Annotated in this window: 12 protein-coding genes and 1 pseudogene; 4 read left to right on the top strand and 9 right to left on the bottom strand. The window is 71.7% G+C overall.

Going from position 1 to position 16,767, the window contains the following annotated elements; all coding sequences use genetic code 11:
• Positions 1-242: 242 nt before the first annotated feature.
• The gene (locus WBN91_RS34875) at positions 243-1,997 is read right to left on the bottom strand and encodes a serine/threonine-protein kinase (RefSeq protein ID WP_337728564.1); all 1,755 of its coding nucleotides are present in this window, start codon (positions 1,995-1,997) and stop codon (positions 243-245) included.
• A gap of 109 nt (positions 1,998-2,106) precedes the next feature.
• Positions 2,107-2,862 (bottom strand): FHA domain-containing protein, encoded by a 756-nt coding sequence (locus tag WBN91_RS34870; protein WP_337728563.1) that lies wholly within the window; start codon positions 2,860-2,862, stop codon positions 2,107-2,109.
• A 128-nt stretch (positions 2,863-2,990) separates the two neighbouring features.
• On the opposite strand from WBN91_RS34870, the gene WBN91_RS34865 reads away from it, so the two are divergent.
• The gene (locus WBN91_RS34865) at positions 2,991-3,404 is read left to right on the top strand and encodes a hypothetical protein (protein WP_337728562.1); all 414 of its coding nucleotides are present in this window, start codon (positions 2,991-2,993) and stop codon (positions 3,402-3,404) included.
• Here the strand turns inward: WBN91_RS34865 and WBN91_RS34860 are convergent.
• The 7 genes from WBN91_RS34860 to WBN91_RS34830 all read right to left on the bottom strand — a co-directional run bounded on the left by WBN91_RS34860 (position 3,296) and on the right by WBN91_RS34830 (position 14,536).
• The gene (locus WBN91_RS34860) at positions 3,296-4,531 is read right to left on the bottom strand and encodes a glycosyltransferase 87 family protein (RefSeq protein WP_337728561.1); all 1,236 of its coding nucleotides are present in this window, start codon (positions 4,529-4,531) and stop codon (positions 3,296-3,298) included. The two genes, WBN91_RS34865 and WBN91_RS34860, sit on opposite strands and share 109 nt — an antisense overlap.
• A 130-nt stretch (positions 4,532-4,661) precedes the next feature.
• On the bottom strand, positions 4,662-5,660 hold the full coding sequence (locus WBN91_RS34855) for a ketoacyl-ACP synthase III family protein (protein WP_337728560.1): 999 nt from the start codon (positions 5,658-5,660) through the stop codon (positions 4,662-4,664).
• 16 nt (positions 5,661-5,676) lie between these two features.
• On the bottom strand, positions 5,677-6,417 hold the full coding sequence (locus WBN91_RS34850; RefSeq protein WP_337728559.1) for an SDR family NAD(P)-dependent oxidoreductase: 741 nt from the start codon (positions 6,415-6,417) through the stop codon (positions 5,677-5,679).
• The gene (locus WBN91_RS34845; RefSeq protein ID WP_337728558.1) at positions 6,417-7,661 is read right to left on the bottom strand and encodes an acyl-CoA dehydrogenase family protein; all 1,245 of its coding nucleotides are present in this window, start codon (positions 7,659-7,661) and stop codon (positions 6,417-6,419) included. Before WBN91_RS34845 ends, WBN91_RS34850 begins: the two co-directional genes overlap by 1 nt.
• A gap of 71 nt (positions 7,662-7,732) precedes the next feature.
• A complete protein-coding gene (locus WBN91_RS34840) occupies positions 7,733-9,127 on the bottom strand; it encodes an MFS transporter (RefSeq protein WP_337728557.1) in 1,395 nt (464 codons plus the stop codon).
• Positions 9,124-13,518: a type I polyketide synthase gene (locus tag WBN91_RS34835; protein ID WP_337728556.1), complete on the bottom strand. Its 4,395-nt coding sequence runs from the start codon at positions 13,516-13,518 to the stop codon at positions 9,124-9,126. The genes WBN91_RS34840 and WBN91_RS34835 overlap by 4 nt, the downstream gene beginning before the upstream one ends.
• 94 nt (positions 13,519-13,612) lie before the next feature.
• Positions 13,613-14,536, bottom strand: a complete 924-nt coding sequence (locus tag WBN91_RS34830) for a zinc-binding dehydrogenase (RefSeq protein ID WP_337728555.1) — start codon at positions 14,534-14,536, stop codon at positions 13,613-13,615.
• Positions 14,537-14,638: 102 nt separating this feature from the next.
• On the opposite strand from WBN91_RS34830, the pseudogene WBN91_RS34825 reads away from it, so the two are divergent.
• The 3 genes and pseudogenes from WBN91_RS34825 to WBN91_RS34815 form a co-directional block, all read left to right on the top strand.
• Positions 14,639-14,839 (top strand): annotated as a pseudogene (locus WBN91_RS34825) (LysR family transcriptional regulator); the annotation flags it as partial.
• Between the two features lie 69 nt (positions 14,840-14,908).
• A complete protein-coding gene (locus WBN91_RS34820; protein ID WP_337728565.1) occupies positions 14,909-15,565 on the top strand; it encodes a LysR family substrate-binding domain-containing protein in 657 nt (218 codons plus the stop codon).
• Between the two features lie 535 nt (positions 15,566-16,100).
• Positions 16,101-16,767, top strand: a 667-nt coding sequence (locus tag WBN91_RS34815; protein ID WP_337728554.1) for a non-reducing end alpha-L-arabinofuranosidase family hydrolase, incomplete at its 3' end; no start/stop codon positions are given.

The following is a 16,767-nucleotide window of genomic DNA, read 5'->3' as shown; positions in this document are numbered from 1 at the left end:
TAGCCCTTCGGGCAGGCCATACGGGGATGACGGAAGAAGCCCAAGTTGGGAGGTCTGCTGCGCGAGCTACTACGAAAAGCGCGCCCTTCGGGCGGGAGGAGCTGTGGGGGCGAAGAGCGTGCCCTGCGCCTCTGGCATCCCGACTTGCGCATTACTCGTCTAGCGGCGTGGCTAAGCCGTCAGATGGGACGCGCGGCGTGGTGGAGCCTTCGGGCGCGCAGCCTGGCGGCGTTGCCGAGCTGTCAGACGGGCAGTTTGCCGGCGGCCACCGCCGCCAGGCGCCGGGCCGGGGCGCAGTACTCCGCGCCCGGCCGGTCGCCCCGCACCGTCAGCACCAGCACGTCGATGGCGGCCCGCTGCGGCGACTGCGCCGGTTGGTGCGGGACGCGGACGGTGCAGCCCGCGCCCGCACCCGGCTCCAGCCGGACGTACGCCCACCGGCCATCCAGGTCGACCAGTTCGCCCTCGAAGCCCTCCCGCACCACGTGCTGGTCGTAGCGCAGGTTGACGCCCGGCCCGCCGACGCTGTCGAACCACTTGCAGCCCCAGTGCCCGAACACGTTCACCGGCTGCCCGCCGTCGATCCCCGCCAGTGTGGCCAGGGACCCGGCGTCCAGCAGCCCGCAAGCGTCGACGTGGGCCAGGGAACCCGCGGGGAACGGGGTGGCGCGCCGGGGCACCGGGCCGGCGGCGAACACCCGGAGCACGGCATCGGTCGCGGCCTTGGCCACGGTGCACAGGTCCAGCGGCGGGTTCTCCAGCTTCGCCGTCACGCGCACGGCGTACGCGTCGTCCACCACCACGGTCCGGTCGCACTCGCCGCTGTCCGAGGGCTCGTCGACGACCTCCATCGGCCGGCCCTGCACGGCCCGGGACGTCCGGGTGATCAGCTGGATCTCCACGTCCACCGGTTCGAGGCCCCCGACGTCGACCAGGGCGTCGCAGCGGTTGAAGTTGCCCTGGGTGGTGTCCACCTCGGTCTTGCCGAACTCCCGCAGCCGCGTGACGTCGAGCAGCGCGCACGGGTCGGCGGTGCGCTCGTCGCCGATGAGACCGACCTGCGCGGCGGGCGGTGCTGCGGCCGGCGCCCGTTGCTGCCAGAGCAGCGCCCCCGCTCCGAGCGCCACGACCAGGAGCCCGGCGGCGACCGGCAGGAGGCGGCGGCGCGACCGGACGGGGGTGGGTCTCCGCACCTGCGGCGGTTCCCAGTCGCCGACGACGTCCTTGAGCCGCAACCGGACCTCGTCGGCGGTCGGTCTGGCCCCGGGACGCGCGCGCAGCATCTCCGCCAGCAGCGGGGCGAGCGGGCCGGCGCGGCGCATCGGCGGGATCTCGCCGCGCCGGGCGCGCTTGAGGACCTCGTGCGGCTCGCCGCGGCCGAACGGCGGCTCCCCCTCGACGGCCGCGAACAGCGTGGCGCCCAGGGAGAACACGTCCGAGGCACGGCCGGCCGCGTGGCCGCTCGCCACCTCGGGCGCGGTGTAGGACGGGGTGCCGCTGATCCGGCCGTCGTCGGTGCGGGTCACCTCGCGCCAGATGGAGATGCCGAAGTCGGTCAGCTTGGCCAGGTCGTCCTCGGTGACCAGGACGTTGCCCGGCTTGACGTCCCGGTGCACGATGTTCTTCGCGTGCACGGCGGCCAGCGCGCCGGCGATCTGCACGCCGATCCGCGCCACCCGTTCCGGCGGCAGCGCGCCCCGGGCGGCGAGCACCTTGTCCAGGCTGTCGGCCGGCAGGTGCTCCATGACCAGCCAGCAGTCCTCGGCGTCGACGGTGTCGAAGACCGAGATCGCGTTGGGGTGGTGCACCTGGGCGGCGGTCTGGGCCTCGCGGCGGAACCGCTCGCGGTCGGCCTCGTCCGCCGCCTCGTGGGGGCGCTTGAGCGCGACCCGGCGCTTCAGCTTCCGGTCGAACGCGGACCAGACGATCCCACCCGACCCGGAACCGCGGGCGTCCTCCAGCTCGTAACGCCCGCCGACGACATCCCCCGTGCGCACGCCGAGTAGTCTAGTGACTCCATTCGGTGGGATCACGGCCCTCCGACCATTTCGGGGTGAATGGTTTTTTCACCGAAAACGGCGGACTCGTGGGCCGGGACCTCGCGGGTCAGGACAGCGAGTCCAGCAGCGCCAGGTCCGGTGGGACGAGGGTGGTCGACAGGACCAGTTCGCGCAGCAGGTTGTCGTTGAGCGCGTTGCCCACGGGCTCGCCGACCTCCTCGCGCAGCAGCCCGTGCACGCCGGCCGCCGACAGCCGTGCCCGCACGTCGGCGACCATGTGCTCCACGCGCTTGACGCCCCAGCCCGCGTCCGGCTGGAGTTCGTTGAGGATCTCGGCGGCGTGCTGGCGCGACACCGGCTGCGGGTTGGCCTCGTGCAGCAGGTAGCGCTGGCCGAGCACGACCAGCACCAGGTGCTCGTCGGGCGTGAGCCGCCACCGCTTGGGCGGCTGGGTCGCCGCGGAGTGGTGGGTCGTCGGGTGGTGGCCGTCCTGCCCGGCGACGTAGAGCTCCAGCAGGTGCTCGCGCTCGTGCGAGCCGCGGATGAACAGCGGCGTGTAGCCGTCGGACAGCGGCACCGGGTCCTCGTCGCGGAACAGCCACCGGGTCTTGGGCAGGCGGATGGGCAGCCGGCCGGTGTTGGTGACCCACCAGCGGCCGGCGCGGCGGGTCAGCAGGCCGTGCTGCCGGCTCACCCGCGGGTCCGTCTCGCCGACGCACACCTCGACGTCGGGCCGGTTGCGGCCGAACCGCACGCTGCGCCCCTCGACGGGGTCGACGCTGATCCGGCCGCTCACCGCGAGCGCGACGACGGCTCCGGGCGCGGCTCGCGGCACGTCGCGCGCCAGGCTTTCGGTGTTCATACCGCCTCCTCGGGTCACCGCGCAGTGTGGCGCAACCCGTCCGGGACCCCTCCCGGATGGTAGGGGTCCCGCGCGGTGGCGATCGACGACGTCACCCGACCCCGGCGTCCTGGTGCAGGGTCACCACGGTGCCGCTGTGCCGGGACCGCTCGGCCGCCCACACCACCTCGTGCGAGCGCAACGTCTCCGCCTGCTCGACGCCCCCGGCACCGCCCCCTGCGCCCGCCGGCGGTCCCCCGGCCGACGCGACGCTGTGGCACGTCATCGACGACCAGAGCGCGGAGATCCGGACCCGGCAGACCTCCATCGCGTGGTACCGGTCGACCTTCTACCGGGACATGCGGACCACCAAGGTGCAGGTGGAGAGCACGTTCGAGTTCACCGGCGCGGCGCCGGACTACCTCGCGGCCAACCAGTTCGAACTGCACCGGCCCTACACCCAGCGCCGCACCGTCAGCCTCAGCCGCGACGGCGACACCTGGCGCATCGGCGCGATCGAGAAGACCGCCTTGTCCAAGCCCGACCCGAAACCCGGCGGCTGAACCCCGGGTTCACCGGGCCGGACGCGCCAGGCCAGGACGACCAACATGCAGACGGCGACCAGGGTGTAGGACTCGCCGAGGACGTGCGTCCACCACGGCGACCCAGGCGCGGCCGGGAACACCCAGTGCGGCGCGAGGACGGCCGCCGCGGCGGCAGGCAGGGCGAGGGCGGGGCGTGCGGACAGGACGGCCGCCACCAGCAGCGGCGCGAGCCACACCCAGTGGTGCGACCAGGACATCGGCGACACCAGGGTCCCGATCGCCGCCGTCGCGAGCCACGCGGGCAGGACGCCGGGCGAGCGGACCACCACCCACCCGGCCAACGCCAGCACGACCACGACCGCGACCACCCACAACGACGGCACGCCCAGGCGCACCAGCATCCCGCGCACGGACTGGTTGCCAGGCAACGACACCTCGCCGACCCGGTCCGCCGACCACACCGCCCTGGTCCAGTAGTCCACCGAAGCGCCCGGCGCCACCGCGAACCCCACGGCCGTGGCCGCCGCGAACACCCCGGTCGCCCAACCGGCGGCCTCGAACCGCCTGCGGCACAGGAAGAACAGCACGAACACCAGCGGGGTGAGCTTCACCGCCGCCGCGAGGCCGACCAGCACACCGCGGGGCCACCGCGGGTGGCGGTGCAGGCAGTCCAGCGCCACCAGCCACAGCAGCAGGATGTTCACCTGCCCCCAGTACACCGTCTGCGCCACGGGTTCGAGTTGCAGCGCGCACACCACGGCGACGGCCGCGATCAGGTGGCGGCGTGGGTGGTCCGGCCGGACGCGGTCCACGACCAGCAGCAGCACGTGGTAGAGCGCCGCCACACTGCCCAGCGTCAGCAGCGCGGCGCCAATCGGGAACACCACCAGCACGGACAGCGGCAGCAGCGCGAACGGCGGGTAGGTGAACAGCGCGGGGTTCCCGCCGCCGTGCAGCCGGGTCGTGTAGAGGTCGCCGCCCGACCACCAGGTCAGCACGCCGGCCCGGTAGATGCGGGCGTCCGGGAGCGCGGGCAGGGTGTCGTCGAGCGACAACCCGATCCGCACCGCCACGACCGCGGCCAAGCCGAGCAGCAGCCACGGTCCGACCGGATGCCCCCAGCCACGCCGAAAACCATTCGCCAACACTTCGAATTCTCCCGGAAATCGGATTCCGGGAAGATAGCACCGCCCATTCGATCACTATTTCTGCGGTTATCCCACGATAATGTCACCCTATTTCGCAAAAATTCCACCCGATAGGGCGACAACCGCTTTACACGACCTCGACCACCGCCGCCGACCACGTGAAGCCGGCGCCCGCGCTCAGCACCAGCGCCAACTCCCCCGACTTCGCCCCCTCCGCCACCGCCGCGAGGTTCGCGCCGATGTCGCCTGCACCCAGGTGTCCCGTGGCGTGACCCAGGTCCACCGGTTTGGCGGTGGTCAATTCAGCCAGCAGGGGCCGGTAGACGCCGTCGAGTGCTCCTCGGTGCAGCCGGGGCAGGATCGCGCGGGTCAGGCGGGGGTCGTCGGGCTCCACGCACGCGTCCGACAGCGCCCCGGTCACCACCTGCCGGATCTTCTCCCGTTCCGTCGCGCCGAACCGCCCCGGCGGGCTGGTGCGCAGGAACGCCTTCTTGGTCGCGCGCGCGTCCACCGCCGGCCGGTACCAGCGCGGAGCCAGGGTGAACGGGTCGTCGCCGCGGTTCATGCGTTCCAGCTCCGGGGCGGCGACCGTGACGATGGACAGCAGGCGCAGGCGGGCGTCCTGCGGTCGGCCGCGGGACAGCAGGACGGCGGTGCCGCTGTCGCCGTAGACCGCGCCGTAATCGCCCGTCCAGCGCGAGAAACCCGGGCCGCAGAACCGGTCGCCGGTGGTCACCAGCGCCCTCTCCACCGCGGGATCGGCCATCAGGTGGGCCACGGCGGTCTGCAAGGCCGCCGCGCCGCCGTTGCACATCTGCTGGATGCCGACCGGCAGGGCGGTGGGCGCGCCCAGCCGGTCGGCGACGAAGTGGGCGGGTGACCAGAAGTCGTGGCCCTGGTGGTAGCTCCACGCGTGCGCCACCAGGCCCAGGTCCGCGCCGGACCAACCCGACTCGGCCAGCGCGGTCGAGCCCGCGAGCACCGCCAGTTCCGGACCCGAGTGGCCGTCGGTCACCGCCACCTCGTCGTACCCGGCCTCGGCGCCGTCGGACAGGTCCGGTTTCTCCCGGTCGCGGGGCAGCCAGACGACCGCGGCGGCGATGACGACCTCCGGCGAGACCTTCACCGCCCACCACCCGCGTTCAACTCCACAGCAGCCCTCCGTTGACTTCCATGACGTGCGAGTTGATGTAGGAACCGTCGTCGGAGGCCAGGAACACCACCGCGTTGCCGACCTCCTCGCCCCGGCCCGGCCGCCCGGCCAGCAGCCGCGCCTCGACCGAGTCCCAGACCAGGTCGTTCTCGGCCAGCCGCGCGCCCAGGCCCTGGTCGATGATCCCCGGGGCGACCGCGTTCACGGTGATGCCGGTGCCGGCGAACTCCGCCGCGCACACCTTGGTGAACATGTCCACCGCCGCCTTGGACACCGAGTACGCGCCCGCGCCCGGCGACACCCGCGTGGACAGCGCCGACGAGATGACGATGATCCGCCCGCCGCCCTGCGCCTCCAGGTACGGCACCGCCGCCTGGACGCAGTGGAACGTCCCGGTGAGGTTGGTGTCGATCACCTCGGACCACTCGTCGACGGCCAGGTCGCGCACCATGCCGTCGTTGCTCACGCCCGCGTTGCACACCAGCACGTCCAGCCGCCCGTGCCGCTCGTGGGTGGCGCGCATCAACGCCTCCACCGAGGCCCGATCCCGGACGTCGGTGTGGTGGAAGTGCACCCGGTCGTGCCCGACCTCGCGGATCAGCTCCAGGTCGCCGGTCGAGCGCGCGGCGCACACCACCCGCGCGCCCTCCAGCAGCGCCGCCTCCGCGATCGACCGGCCCAGGCCCCGGGTGCCGCCGGTGACGACGACTACCTTGCCCCGCAACCTCATCAGATGATCCCGATCATGGGCGCTTCGGTCGGCACGCCGTCCCACGGGTTGGTGTCGGCGTCGGCGGCGCGCAACAAGTTGGCCATCCGTTCGCGCAGGATGATGTTGGTGCCGTCGGAGTGCAGCCAGATCGCCGCGTCGCGCAGGAGCTTCTCGATGCCGTTCTCCCGCATCACGCCCGCGCCGCCCCACAACTCCATCGCCCGGCGCGCGGAGTCGAACGTGCGCTCCGAGGTGATCAGCTTGGGCGCCACCGCCAGCACCGGGTCGAAGGTTTCCGGCGTGCGGGCCTGCCACGCCGCCCGCCAGATGTAGGTGCGGCTGACGTCGACGTTGAGGTACATGTCCGCCAGGTACGAGCCGACCGCCTGGTGCTCGATGATCGGCACACCGCCCTGCACCCGCTCCCGGCACCAGCGCACGGTCCGGTCGAAGCACTCCCGCGCGATGCCCAGGGCGCACGAGGCGGCGTAGGCGTTGCTGGCCCGCAGCAGTCGGCCGACGCTGCGCAACGCGGTGCCGGGCTCGCCGAGCACGTCCTCGTCGGGCACGAACACGTTCTCGTAGAAGATCTCCGCGTTGTTGGCGATCCGCTCGCCGGCCTTGTCGTGCACCTTGCCGATGCGGAGGCCCTCGGCGTCGGTCGGCACGACGAACGCGGTCACGCTCTCCGTGAGCGGCCCGTCCCGGTCGGTGCGCGCGAAGCACAGCACGGTGTCGGCGCGGTTGGCGTTGGAGATGTAGTGCTTCATCCCGTTGAGCACGTACCCGCCGTCGACCTTCTCGGCGAAGGTCTGCATGCCCGCGCCGGGCTTGCGGAAGGGCAGGATGTTGTCCGAGCCCGCGGTCGGCTCGGTGAACGACGCCGCGAACAGCCCACGCGGGTTGGCGGCGTTGCGCCCGAGGTACTTCTCGCGCTGGTGCGGCGTGCCCAGCTCGTTGAGCATCTGGGCGAACTTCCAGTGCTGGGCGAGCACCACGGCGGTGCCCAGGTCGGCCGCCGCAATCTCCTCCAGAATGATCGTGTTCGTCACGTAGTCGGTGTCGGAGCCGCCGAACTGCTCTGGCAACGGCGCTTGGCGCAGCCCGGCCGCCTCGGCGGCCTCCACGAGGTCCCACGACCAGGCGTCGCGCGGGTCGGGCTCGGCGTCCAGCCGGGCCGCCACCGGGCGGACCACGTCGTCCGCGAACCCCCGGGCGATCTTGCGCCAGGTGACCATCTGCTCGGTGAGGGTGAAGTCCATGTTCTTTCCGCATCTACTCGTCCGGCCGCGGCAGGAGCGCGAACGGTGGGTACGCCTGGGGAATGAGGTGATCAGTCGCCGACCCGCGCCGGTCGGTGGGGTTGGAGGAGGGCGCACAGCGCGGCGGCGACCGCGGCGAACGCCGCCGCGACCAGGAAGGCCAGCTGGAACCCGCCCGTGAGCGCGTCGACGGAGCCGCCACCGGACCCGGTGCGCACGGCCGCCGCGGTGACCACGACGGCCAGCCCGATCGCCCCGCCGAGCCGGTAGGTGGTGGCGATGAGCCCGGAGGCCACACCCGCGAGGTCCGCGCCGACGCCCTGCGCGCCCGCGATGAACGACGAGGCCTGCGCGATGCCCCAGCCGAACGCCCACACCACCGAGGGACCCGCGATGTCGCCGAGGTAGTTCCCCTCGGCGGGCACCGCGGACATCCAGAGGGACCCGACGGCCGTCACGCCCAGCCCGAACGCGAGGGTCCCGCGCAGGCCGACCAGCTTGATCAGCCACGCCGTCCTGGTGGACACCAGCAGCAGCACCGCGCTGATGGGCAGGAAGACCGCGCCGGAGGCCAGTGGCCCGTAGTCGAGCACTTGTTGGAGGTACAGGGTGAGCATGAAGTAGGTGATCTGCCCGATCGCGCCGGTGAGCGCGATGACCGCGTTGCCCGCCGACACGTTCCGGTTGCCGAAGATCCGCAGCGGCACCAGCGGGTCGGCCACCCGCCGCTGCCACAGCACGAACCCCGCCAGCAGCACCAGCGCGACCCCGAGCAGACCGGAGGTCGACCACGCCGCCCACCCGTCCCGCTCGGTGCCGACGACCGCGTAGGCCACCAGCAGCAGCCCGGTCGTGCTGAGCACCGCGCCCAGCACGTCCGGCCGACCGACCCGCGGGACGCGGTGCTGGTCCAGGTGCCGCGACAACACCAGGACCAACACCCCGGCCGGCACGGCGACCAGGAAGTTCCACCGCCACGAGACCGTCGAGAGCAGACCGCCCAGCAGCATCCCCAGCCCACCGGCGAGGCCCGACATGGCCCCCCACCAGCCCAACGCCCGATGCCGCGCCCGCCCCTCGAACGCGGCCACCACCATCGTCATGGCCACCGGCGACATCGTCGCCGCACCCACCCCCTGCAACGCCCTGGCCGCGACCAGCGCACCCGCGCTGTCGGCCAGCCCGCACCAGAGCGAGGCCAGCGAGAACAGCACGGTGCCCGCCACGAACACCCGCTTGGTGCCGAGGGCGTCACCCAGCCGTGCGCCGAGCAGGAGAAGGCCGCCGAAGGGGAGGGCGTAGGCGTTGACCACCCAGCCGAGGTCGGCTTGGGCGAAGCCCAGTTGTTCCTTGATGGAGGGGAGCGCCACGTTCACGATGGTCGCGTCCATCGAGATCATGAACTGGGCGCCGATGAGGGCGGTCAGGATGAGCCGGGTGCGCGGTCCCGTCCTGGTCGTGGTCACTGCTGTGGTGCCTTGGCGTCCGGTAACAGCTCGGCGATCCGGATGGCCGCCGCGTCGAGGGAGTCGGCACGCAGGAGGACGGCGGTGGGGACGGTGATGCCCCATTCTTTTTGGAGCCGACCGCGGACCTCCAGGGCCATCAACGAGTCCATGCCCAGCGCGGTGACCGGCTTGCGAGTGTCGATCTTCGCCGCCTGCGCCCCGAGCACGGCCGCAACCCTCTCGACCAGGTGAGCCAACACCCCCGCCGCATCCGACGGCACACCCGCCGCCGCCGCGGTGCGGGCATCGGCGCTGGTGCTAGTGCTAGTGCTAGTGCGGACGTCGGTGCCAGCACGGGCTTCGGCGGCAGCGCGGGTGTCGGTGCCGCTGTCGGCCGCCGGTGCCGAACCGGTCCGCACGGAGGCCTTCTGCACCGATCGAGCCGGAACCGATCGTTGCGAAAACGATCGTTCTTGCCCCGAACGTTCCGGTCGCGGTCGGCCTTGCACCGGCACGATCGGCGCGGACCCGTTGCTGCTGCCGTTGCGCGAGAACGACACCGCCGGCATCTCGGGGACGACCGGCCGAGCCGGAGTCTCCGCCACTTCGACCCGCGCGGGAGCGACACCACCCGGCGGCACCACACGCAGACTGCCGCTCAACTCGATCACCGTGCCGGACGGGTCCTCCAGCCGGAACTCACCCTTCAGCGAGATCACAACGCCTGACCCGAGCATCGACCCTGCCACCGCCGGCACACCCGACGCCGCCGCACCGGACGCCGCCACCTCGGCGGACGTGGCCATGCCGGCATGGCTCGGCGCGGCATGGGTGGGCGCGGCATGGCTCGGCGCGGCGGGGCCGGGCGCGGCATGGTTCGGCACAGTGGGGGTTGGTTCGGTGTGGCGAGGCTCGTTCGCGCGCACCCTCAGTCCCCGCAGCTCGGCCACGATCTGCTCCCTGTCGTCCAGCACCACGACATCCGCCGTGGCGATCCCCTCCGCATCCACGTCCACCACCCGAACGTGGCTCCACACCGACGACGCCCGGTTCAGCACGCGCACCTCGGCAACGTGCTCGGCCAACATCCACACCGGCCGGTCGAACACCGCCAGCAACGGCGCGGCACACGCCTCCAAGAACGCCGGGTGCAACAAGTACCCCGCCTGCTCCCCCACCAGCGACGCAGGCAACCGCACCTTGGCCAGCGCCTCACCAGGCGCCCGCCACACATCGGTCACACCCCGGAACGTCTCACCCCACACCGTCCCGCCCCGCGCGGCCCACTCGTAGAACCGATCACCATCCCAGTGCTCGACGCACCGCGCCCCCACCTCGGCCACCGACTCGGCCGGCGGCGCGGACTCCAAACCGTGCACGGTCCGCACGTGGCCGGTGGCCCGCACACCTTCATCCGTACCCACCTCGAACCGCCACGCGCCCGCCTCGGTCGGATGCAAGTCGACCAGCAACGCGCCGGGAGACGGCAACAAAGCATCCACGAAGTCCACATCGGACAGCACCACGGGCATCCCACTGGCGGCATCGGTCGCGGCGGACCGCGCGGCCTCCAGCAACACGGTCCCGGGCACCAGCGGAACCCCGTTGACCTCGTGGTGCAGCAGGTACGGGGTGGCGGCGGGGTCCAAAGTGGTCTCCCAGGGCCGCGCGGATCCACCCTCGGCCACCGCACCGGAACCACCCTCGGCCAGCCAGTGCCGCACCCGCTGCCACGGGTAGTGCGGCAACGGCACACAGCGGCCACCGGGGTAGAGCGACTCCAGCCGCACGGGCGCGTTCTTCTCGTACAACGTGCCGTACCCGCGCAACATCGCGGCCCGCTCAGGCTGCTCACGCCGCAGCGTCGGCAGAGCATGTCCCTGCACACCGAGCTCGGCCACCGTCTCCTGAACCGCGTTGACCAGCAACGGGTGCGGGCTGATCTCGACGAACACGGTCGGCCCGACACCGGCGGTCGCGGCGACGGCGTCGACGAAACGCACCGGTTGACGCAGGTTGCGCACCCAATACCCGGCGTCGAGCCCCTGTCCGTCCGTCAGCTCGCCGGTCACGGTGGAGTGCAACGGAATCGTGCCGGCGCGCGGCTCCAGGCCCACCAGGCGCTCGGCCAGCTCCTCCAGGATCGGGTCCATCTGCACACTGTGCGAGGCCACGTTCACCTTGACGGGACGGCAGAACACGCCCTGCTCGTCCAGCTTGCGCTGGAGTTCGGCGATGGCCTCGGGGTCGCCGGAGACCACCGTCGAGTTGCGGCTGTTGCTCACCGCGACCGACACCTTGTCGGCCACGTCCGCGATGACCGCCTCGGTCTCGGTCACCGACAGCTCCACCACGGCCATCGCGCCCCGCCCGGCCAGGCCGCGCATGAGCGAGCTGCGCCGGCAGATCACGGCGGCCCCGTCTGCCAGCGACAACGCGCCGCTGACGCACGCGGCGGCCACCTCGCCCATGCTGTGCCCGATCACGACGTCCGGCTCGACGCCCCACGCCCGCCAGGTCTCGGCCAGCGCGACCTCCATCGCCCACAGCGAGGGCTGGACGACGTCGATCTCCTCCCACGTCGCCTCGGGGTCGCGCAGCTGCTCGATCACCGACCACCCGGCCTCGGCGCGGATGGCCTCGTCGCAGCGGAACATCGCGGCGCGGAACGCGGGTGAGGTGTCCAGGAGTTCGCGGCCCATGCCCGTCCACTGCGAGCCCTGGCCGGGGAACACGAACGCGATCCGCGCGCGGTCGGGCGAGGTGAACTCCGCGTCCCCGTGCAGCAGGGCGCGCAGCTGTTCGGCGACGCCCTCGCGGGTGCTGTCCACGACGGCCAGCCGGTGGTCGTGGTGGGTGCGCCTGCTCGCCGCCGTGTAGCAGACGTCGGCCAGGTCCGCGCCGTGCCCGGCGCCGCCGACGCCGAAGTAGGACAGGTAGAACCGGATCGCCTCGCGCAACGCCTCGTGCGACCGGGCGGACAGCGTCAGCAGGTGGTCCTCGCCCTGCTCGGTGACCGCCGCGTCGACCTCCCGCCTTCCGGTGGGCACGTCCGGCTGGGTGAGCACGACGTGGGTGTTGGTGCCGGAGATGCCGAACGCGCTCACGCCCGCCACCAACCGCTTCTCGTCGTCCAACGGCTGGGTCCGGGTCGGCAGCACCAGCGGCAGCTCGCCCCACGGGATGGCCGGGTTGGGCGTGGTGAAGTGCAGATTGCGCGGCACTGTGCGGTGCTTCAGGCACAGCACCGCCTTGATCACGCCGATCACGCCCGCGGCGGCTTCGGCGTGCCCGATGTTGGTCTTGACCGAGCCGACGAACGCCCGCCGGCCGGGCTCGCGGCCCTCGCCGAGCACGGCGGCCAGCGCGCCCAGCTCGACCGGGTCGCCCGCCTGGGTGCCGGTGCCGTGCGCCTCGACGTAGTCCACTTCGGACGGTGCTATGCCCGCGTCGCGGTAGGCCTCGCGCAGCATGGCCTCCTGCCCGCTGGGCGCGGGCGACATGAACAGGCCGCTGCCCGCGCCGTCGTTGCTGGTGCCGACGCCCTTGATCACCGCGTGCACCGGGTCGCCGTCGGCCAGCGCCGCCTGGAGCGGCTTGAGCACCAGCACGCCGATGCCCTCGCTGCGCACGAACCCGTCCGCGGACGCGTCGCCGAACTTGCACTTGCCTTCCGGGGACAGCATCCCCGCGGACGAGAACGCCACGCTCTCCCACGGGCTGAGCACCAGGTGCGCGCCGGCCGCCAGCGCCATGCTGGACTCGCCCGAGCGCAGGCTCTGGCACGCCAGGCTCAACGCCATCAGCGACGACGAGCACGCGGTGTCCACGGTGACGCTCGGACCGGTCAGGTCGAAGGTGAACGACAGCCGCCCGGCGATCGCCGACCGCGCGCCGCCACCCATGACGCCGTAGATGTTCGGCTCGCCCTGGCTCTGCATCTCCCAGTAGTTCGAGCCGTCCGAGCCGACGAACACGCCGACCCGGGTGCCCGCGAGCCGGCCCAGGTCCTGCCCGGCGTCCTCCAACGCCTCCCAGGCGCATTCGAGCAGCACCCGCTGCTGCGGGTCCATCGCCGCGGCCTCGCGCGGCGAGATCGAGAAGAAGGGCGCGTCGAACCCGTCGATGTTCTCCAGGAACCCGCCGCGCCTGCTGATGATCCGGCCGGGTTTCGGCCCGTCACCGTCGTAGAAGTCGTCGACCGGGTACCGCGAGGTCGGCACCTCGGACACCGCGTCGACGCCGTCGACCAACATGCTCCAGAAGTCGTCGAGCCCGTGCGCGCCGGGCACCCGGCACGACATGCCGATGATCGCGATGTCCCGGTCGCCGACCGGTGTGGTCGGGTCCGGCTTCCCGCGGGTTCGCCCGTTCCTCCTCGCCGCGGTTTTCCGCGCAGCGGTGGCCATCGTCAATTGCCCCCAATCAATTGCGCTGGACCGGCGCGCCCGCCACCGCGCGGCGACGGGCACCCGGCTCCCTTCGGATCGCGGTGGGCCGCGGTCAGCCCACGGTCAGCACGACCTTGCCGCCCGGCAGCGCGCGTTCCCGCATCCGCGTGACGGTCTCGGCCAACCCGGACCAGTCGGCGACGTGGCCGGGGTCGGCGACGAGCTTGCCCGCCGCGACCAGGTCGACCAGGACGCGCAGGTCGGCGTCGGTCGGGTCGGTGGCGGCGTAGGACATGTAGTTCTCCAGCCGGACGCCCTCGTGGCCGAGGAAGTCGTAGACGTTGATCGCGGCCTTCTCGCCGGAGCTGGCGCCGAGCACGACGATCACGCCCTTGGGCGCGACCTTCGTCAGGGCGGCGGACAGCGCGGTGCCGCCCACGGACTCCTCGATGAGGTCGAACGTGCCCGACGCCTCGCCCACCTCGGTCACGACCTCGGTGGCGCCCAACGCTTTGAGCTCCTTCTCCACCTGGTCGGCCTTGGTGGTGACGGCGGTGACCTCCGCGCCCGACAGCGCCGCGAGCTGCACGTGGAACCGGCCGACGCCGCCGTTCGCGCCGGTGACCAGGACCCGGCGGCCGAGCAGGCTGCCGCCGAGGCGCAGCGTGCGCAGGGCGGTCAACCCGGCCATCGGCAGCGCCGCCGCCTGCTCCATGCCGACCGCGTCGGGCAGCACGGCCAGCCGCGAGACGTCCACGGCGGCCGACTCCGACCAGCCCGCGTTGTCCACCATGCCGACCACCCGGGTGCCGGGCTGGGGACCGGACCCGTCCGCCGCCGACTCCACGACCACCCCCGCGACGTCCTGCCCGGGCCGCCAGCCGCGCGGTCGCATCGCGAGCAACGCCAACTCGCCCCGGTTGACGGAGAAGGCACGCACCGCCACGACCGCCTCGTGTGCGCCGGGCTCCGGCTGCTCGGCCTCGGTGAACTCGACCGGCCGGTCGCCGTCGGGGGTATTGATCACAGCACGCATCGCTTGGCCTATCTCTGGGAACGTGACCGATATTCGGCAGTCAATCGCGCCTTGACGATTCGACCAAGCATCAATACGTTAACATTGGGATCACCGATCGTGATGGATCAACCGGGGGAATTGTTCCAGGTGGAACTGCGTCAAGTGGACTACTTTGTGACGCTCGCGGAGGAGCTGCACTTCGGCCGAGCGGCGGAGCGGCTGCACGTCGTGCAGCCCGCGGTGAGCCAGCAGATACAACGGTTGGAGCGGGAACTGGGGGTCCAGCTATTCGACCGGACGAGAAGACGGGTGAGCCTCACGCGGGCCGGCGAACGCCTTTTACCCGAAGCTTATGCGGTGTTAGCTTCGGTGAAACGAGCCGTCGATATCGTGACCGACCACGGGGAGGGTGAGGCCCCGGTATTGCGCATCGGGACCACCGAGGGGCTGGGCGAGCGGCTGGACGTGATCCTGGCCAGGCTGCGCGAGCTGCGGCAGGACGTCCAGGTGAGCCTGCACAGCGTGCCCAACTGGTCGAGGCTGGAGCACGTGCGCGACGGGCAACTGGACGCGGCCCTGGTCCGGCTGGTCAAGAACCGCAAGGGCCTGGAACTGATCCCGGTGTGGGAGGAATGCCTGGTCGCGGTGCTGCCCGCGGGCCACCGCCTGGCCGGCAAGCCCGCCCTGGCCCTGCACGAGCTGGCGGAACTGCCCCTGCGCCTGGTGCCGAGGGAGGCCAACCCGGCGTTCTTCGACTTCGTCCTCCAGGCCTGCCGGGACGCGGGCTTCGAACCGAGACTGGCCGCCCCGTTCACCACCTTGCAGAACACGTTCGCCGAGATCGGCGTCGGCCAGGCGTCGTGGACGTTGATGTACGAGGGCATCATCGGGACGGTGGTCCCCAAGCGCGTGGCATTCCGCCGCCTGCTGGACCCCCAGGTGCGAATCCCGACCTCACTCGCCGTCCGCTCGGTCACCCCATTGCTGGAGAATCTCGCGGAAGCCTGCCGCTTCGCCGCCGAACACGCCGCCACAACCCGCGCCTGATTCCGCCCGAACACGACAACCCACCCCAAATCCGACGGCACGGATCGACCGCGCCTTTCGGACAATCCCGCGCGGTTCGTCGGCACGTGGGCTCACCAGGGGGCGCGGAATGCCTTGTGCCCCAGGCGTGGGTGATCGAGTTCGGGCCGGCGGCGCCGGTTCGGCCGGAGGTGGCGGCGCGGGCCTGTCCTCCGGCGAGTCCCACACCGCCGGCTCACCCCGGGCGACCGCGGACTCCACCACACGGCGGAACGGTGGGAGTCCCCACAACGGTACCTCCACCTCGTCACCGTACCGACGCCTGAGACGGTCGAGCCCGGACTGTTGACCTCCGGGCCGTGCGCACTCCACTCTGAAGAACGAGAACGGGCTAAACAATTGCTCAAATGTTTAGCAGCACCCCCACCGCCGCCCCAACAATTCAACATAACCGCAGGTCAGCGGCTACGGCGGCCATCATGGGCATCCCGTTCGAAAAAGTTGCGCAACCTCCACGGAAAGGGCAGGTGTCATGTCAATGCAACGACGCAGCCTCATGACCAGATTCAAATCGGTCAATGTCGGGGCGGCGGTGGTGAGTGCCGCGTTGCTGGCCGGCGCGGCGACGCTCGCGGCGGTGCCGGCCGGGGCCGCGGTGGCCGGGTGTTCGGTGAACTACACCGTGGCGTCGCAGTGGCAGGGTGGGTTCACCGCCAACGTGTCGTTCACCAACCTGGGTGATCCGTTGACCAGCTGGACGCTGGGGTGGTCGTTCGGCGCCGGGCAGACGGTGACGCAGGCCTGGAACGCGACCGTGACGCAGAACGGGTCGGTGGTGGACGCGAAGAACGTCAGCTACAACGGTTCGGTCGCCACGGGCGGTGTGGTGTCGTTGGGGTTCAACGGGTCGTGGACGGGCAGCAACCCGGTCCCGTCGAGCTTCTCCCTCAACGGGGTGCAGTGCACGGGCACCACCACGACGACGACCACGACCACGACCAGCACCACCACGACGACCACCACCACCACGCCCGGCGGCTGCACTCTCCCGTCGAGGTACCGCTGGACGTCGACGGGTGTGCTGGCCAACCCGAGGTCGGGTTGGGTGTCGCTCAAGGACTTCACGACCGTCATGCACAACGGCAGGCACCTGGTCTACGGGACCACGCACGACTTCGGCGACAGCTGGGGTTCGATGAACTTCGGGTTGTTCACCAACTGGT

Source organism: Saccharothrix sp. CCNWYY140, from assembly GCF_037401995.1.
Taxonomy (GTDB): Bacteria; Actinomycetota; Actinomycetes; order Mycobacteriales; family Pseudonocardiaceae; genus Actinosynnema.
This window is presented reverse-complemented; position numbering and strand designations above follow the sequence as displayed.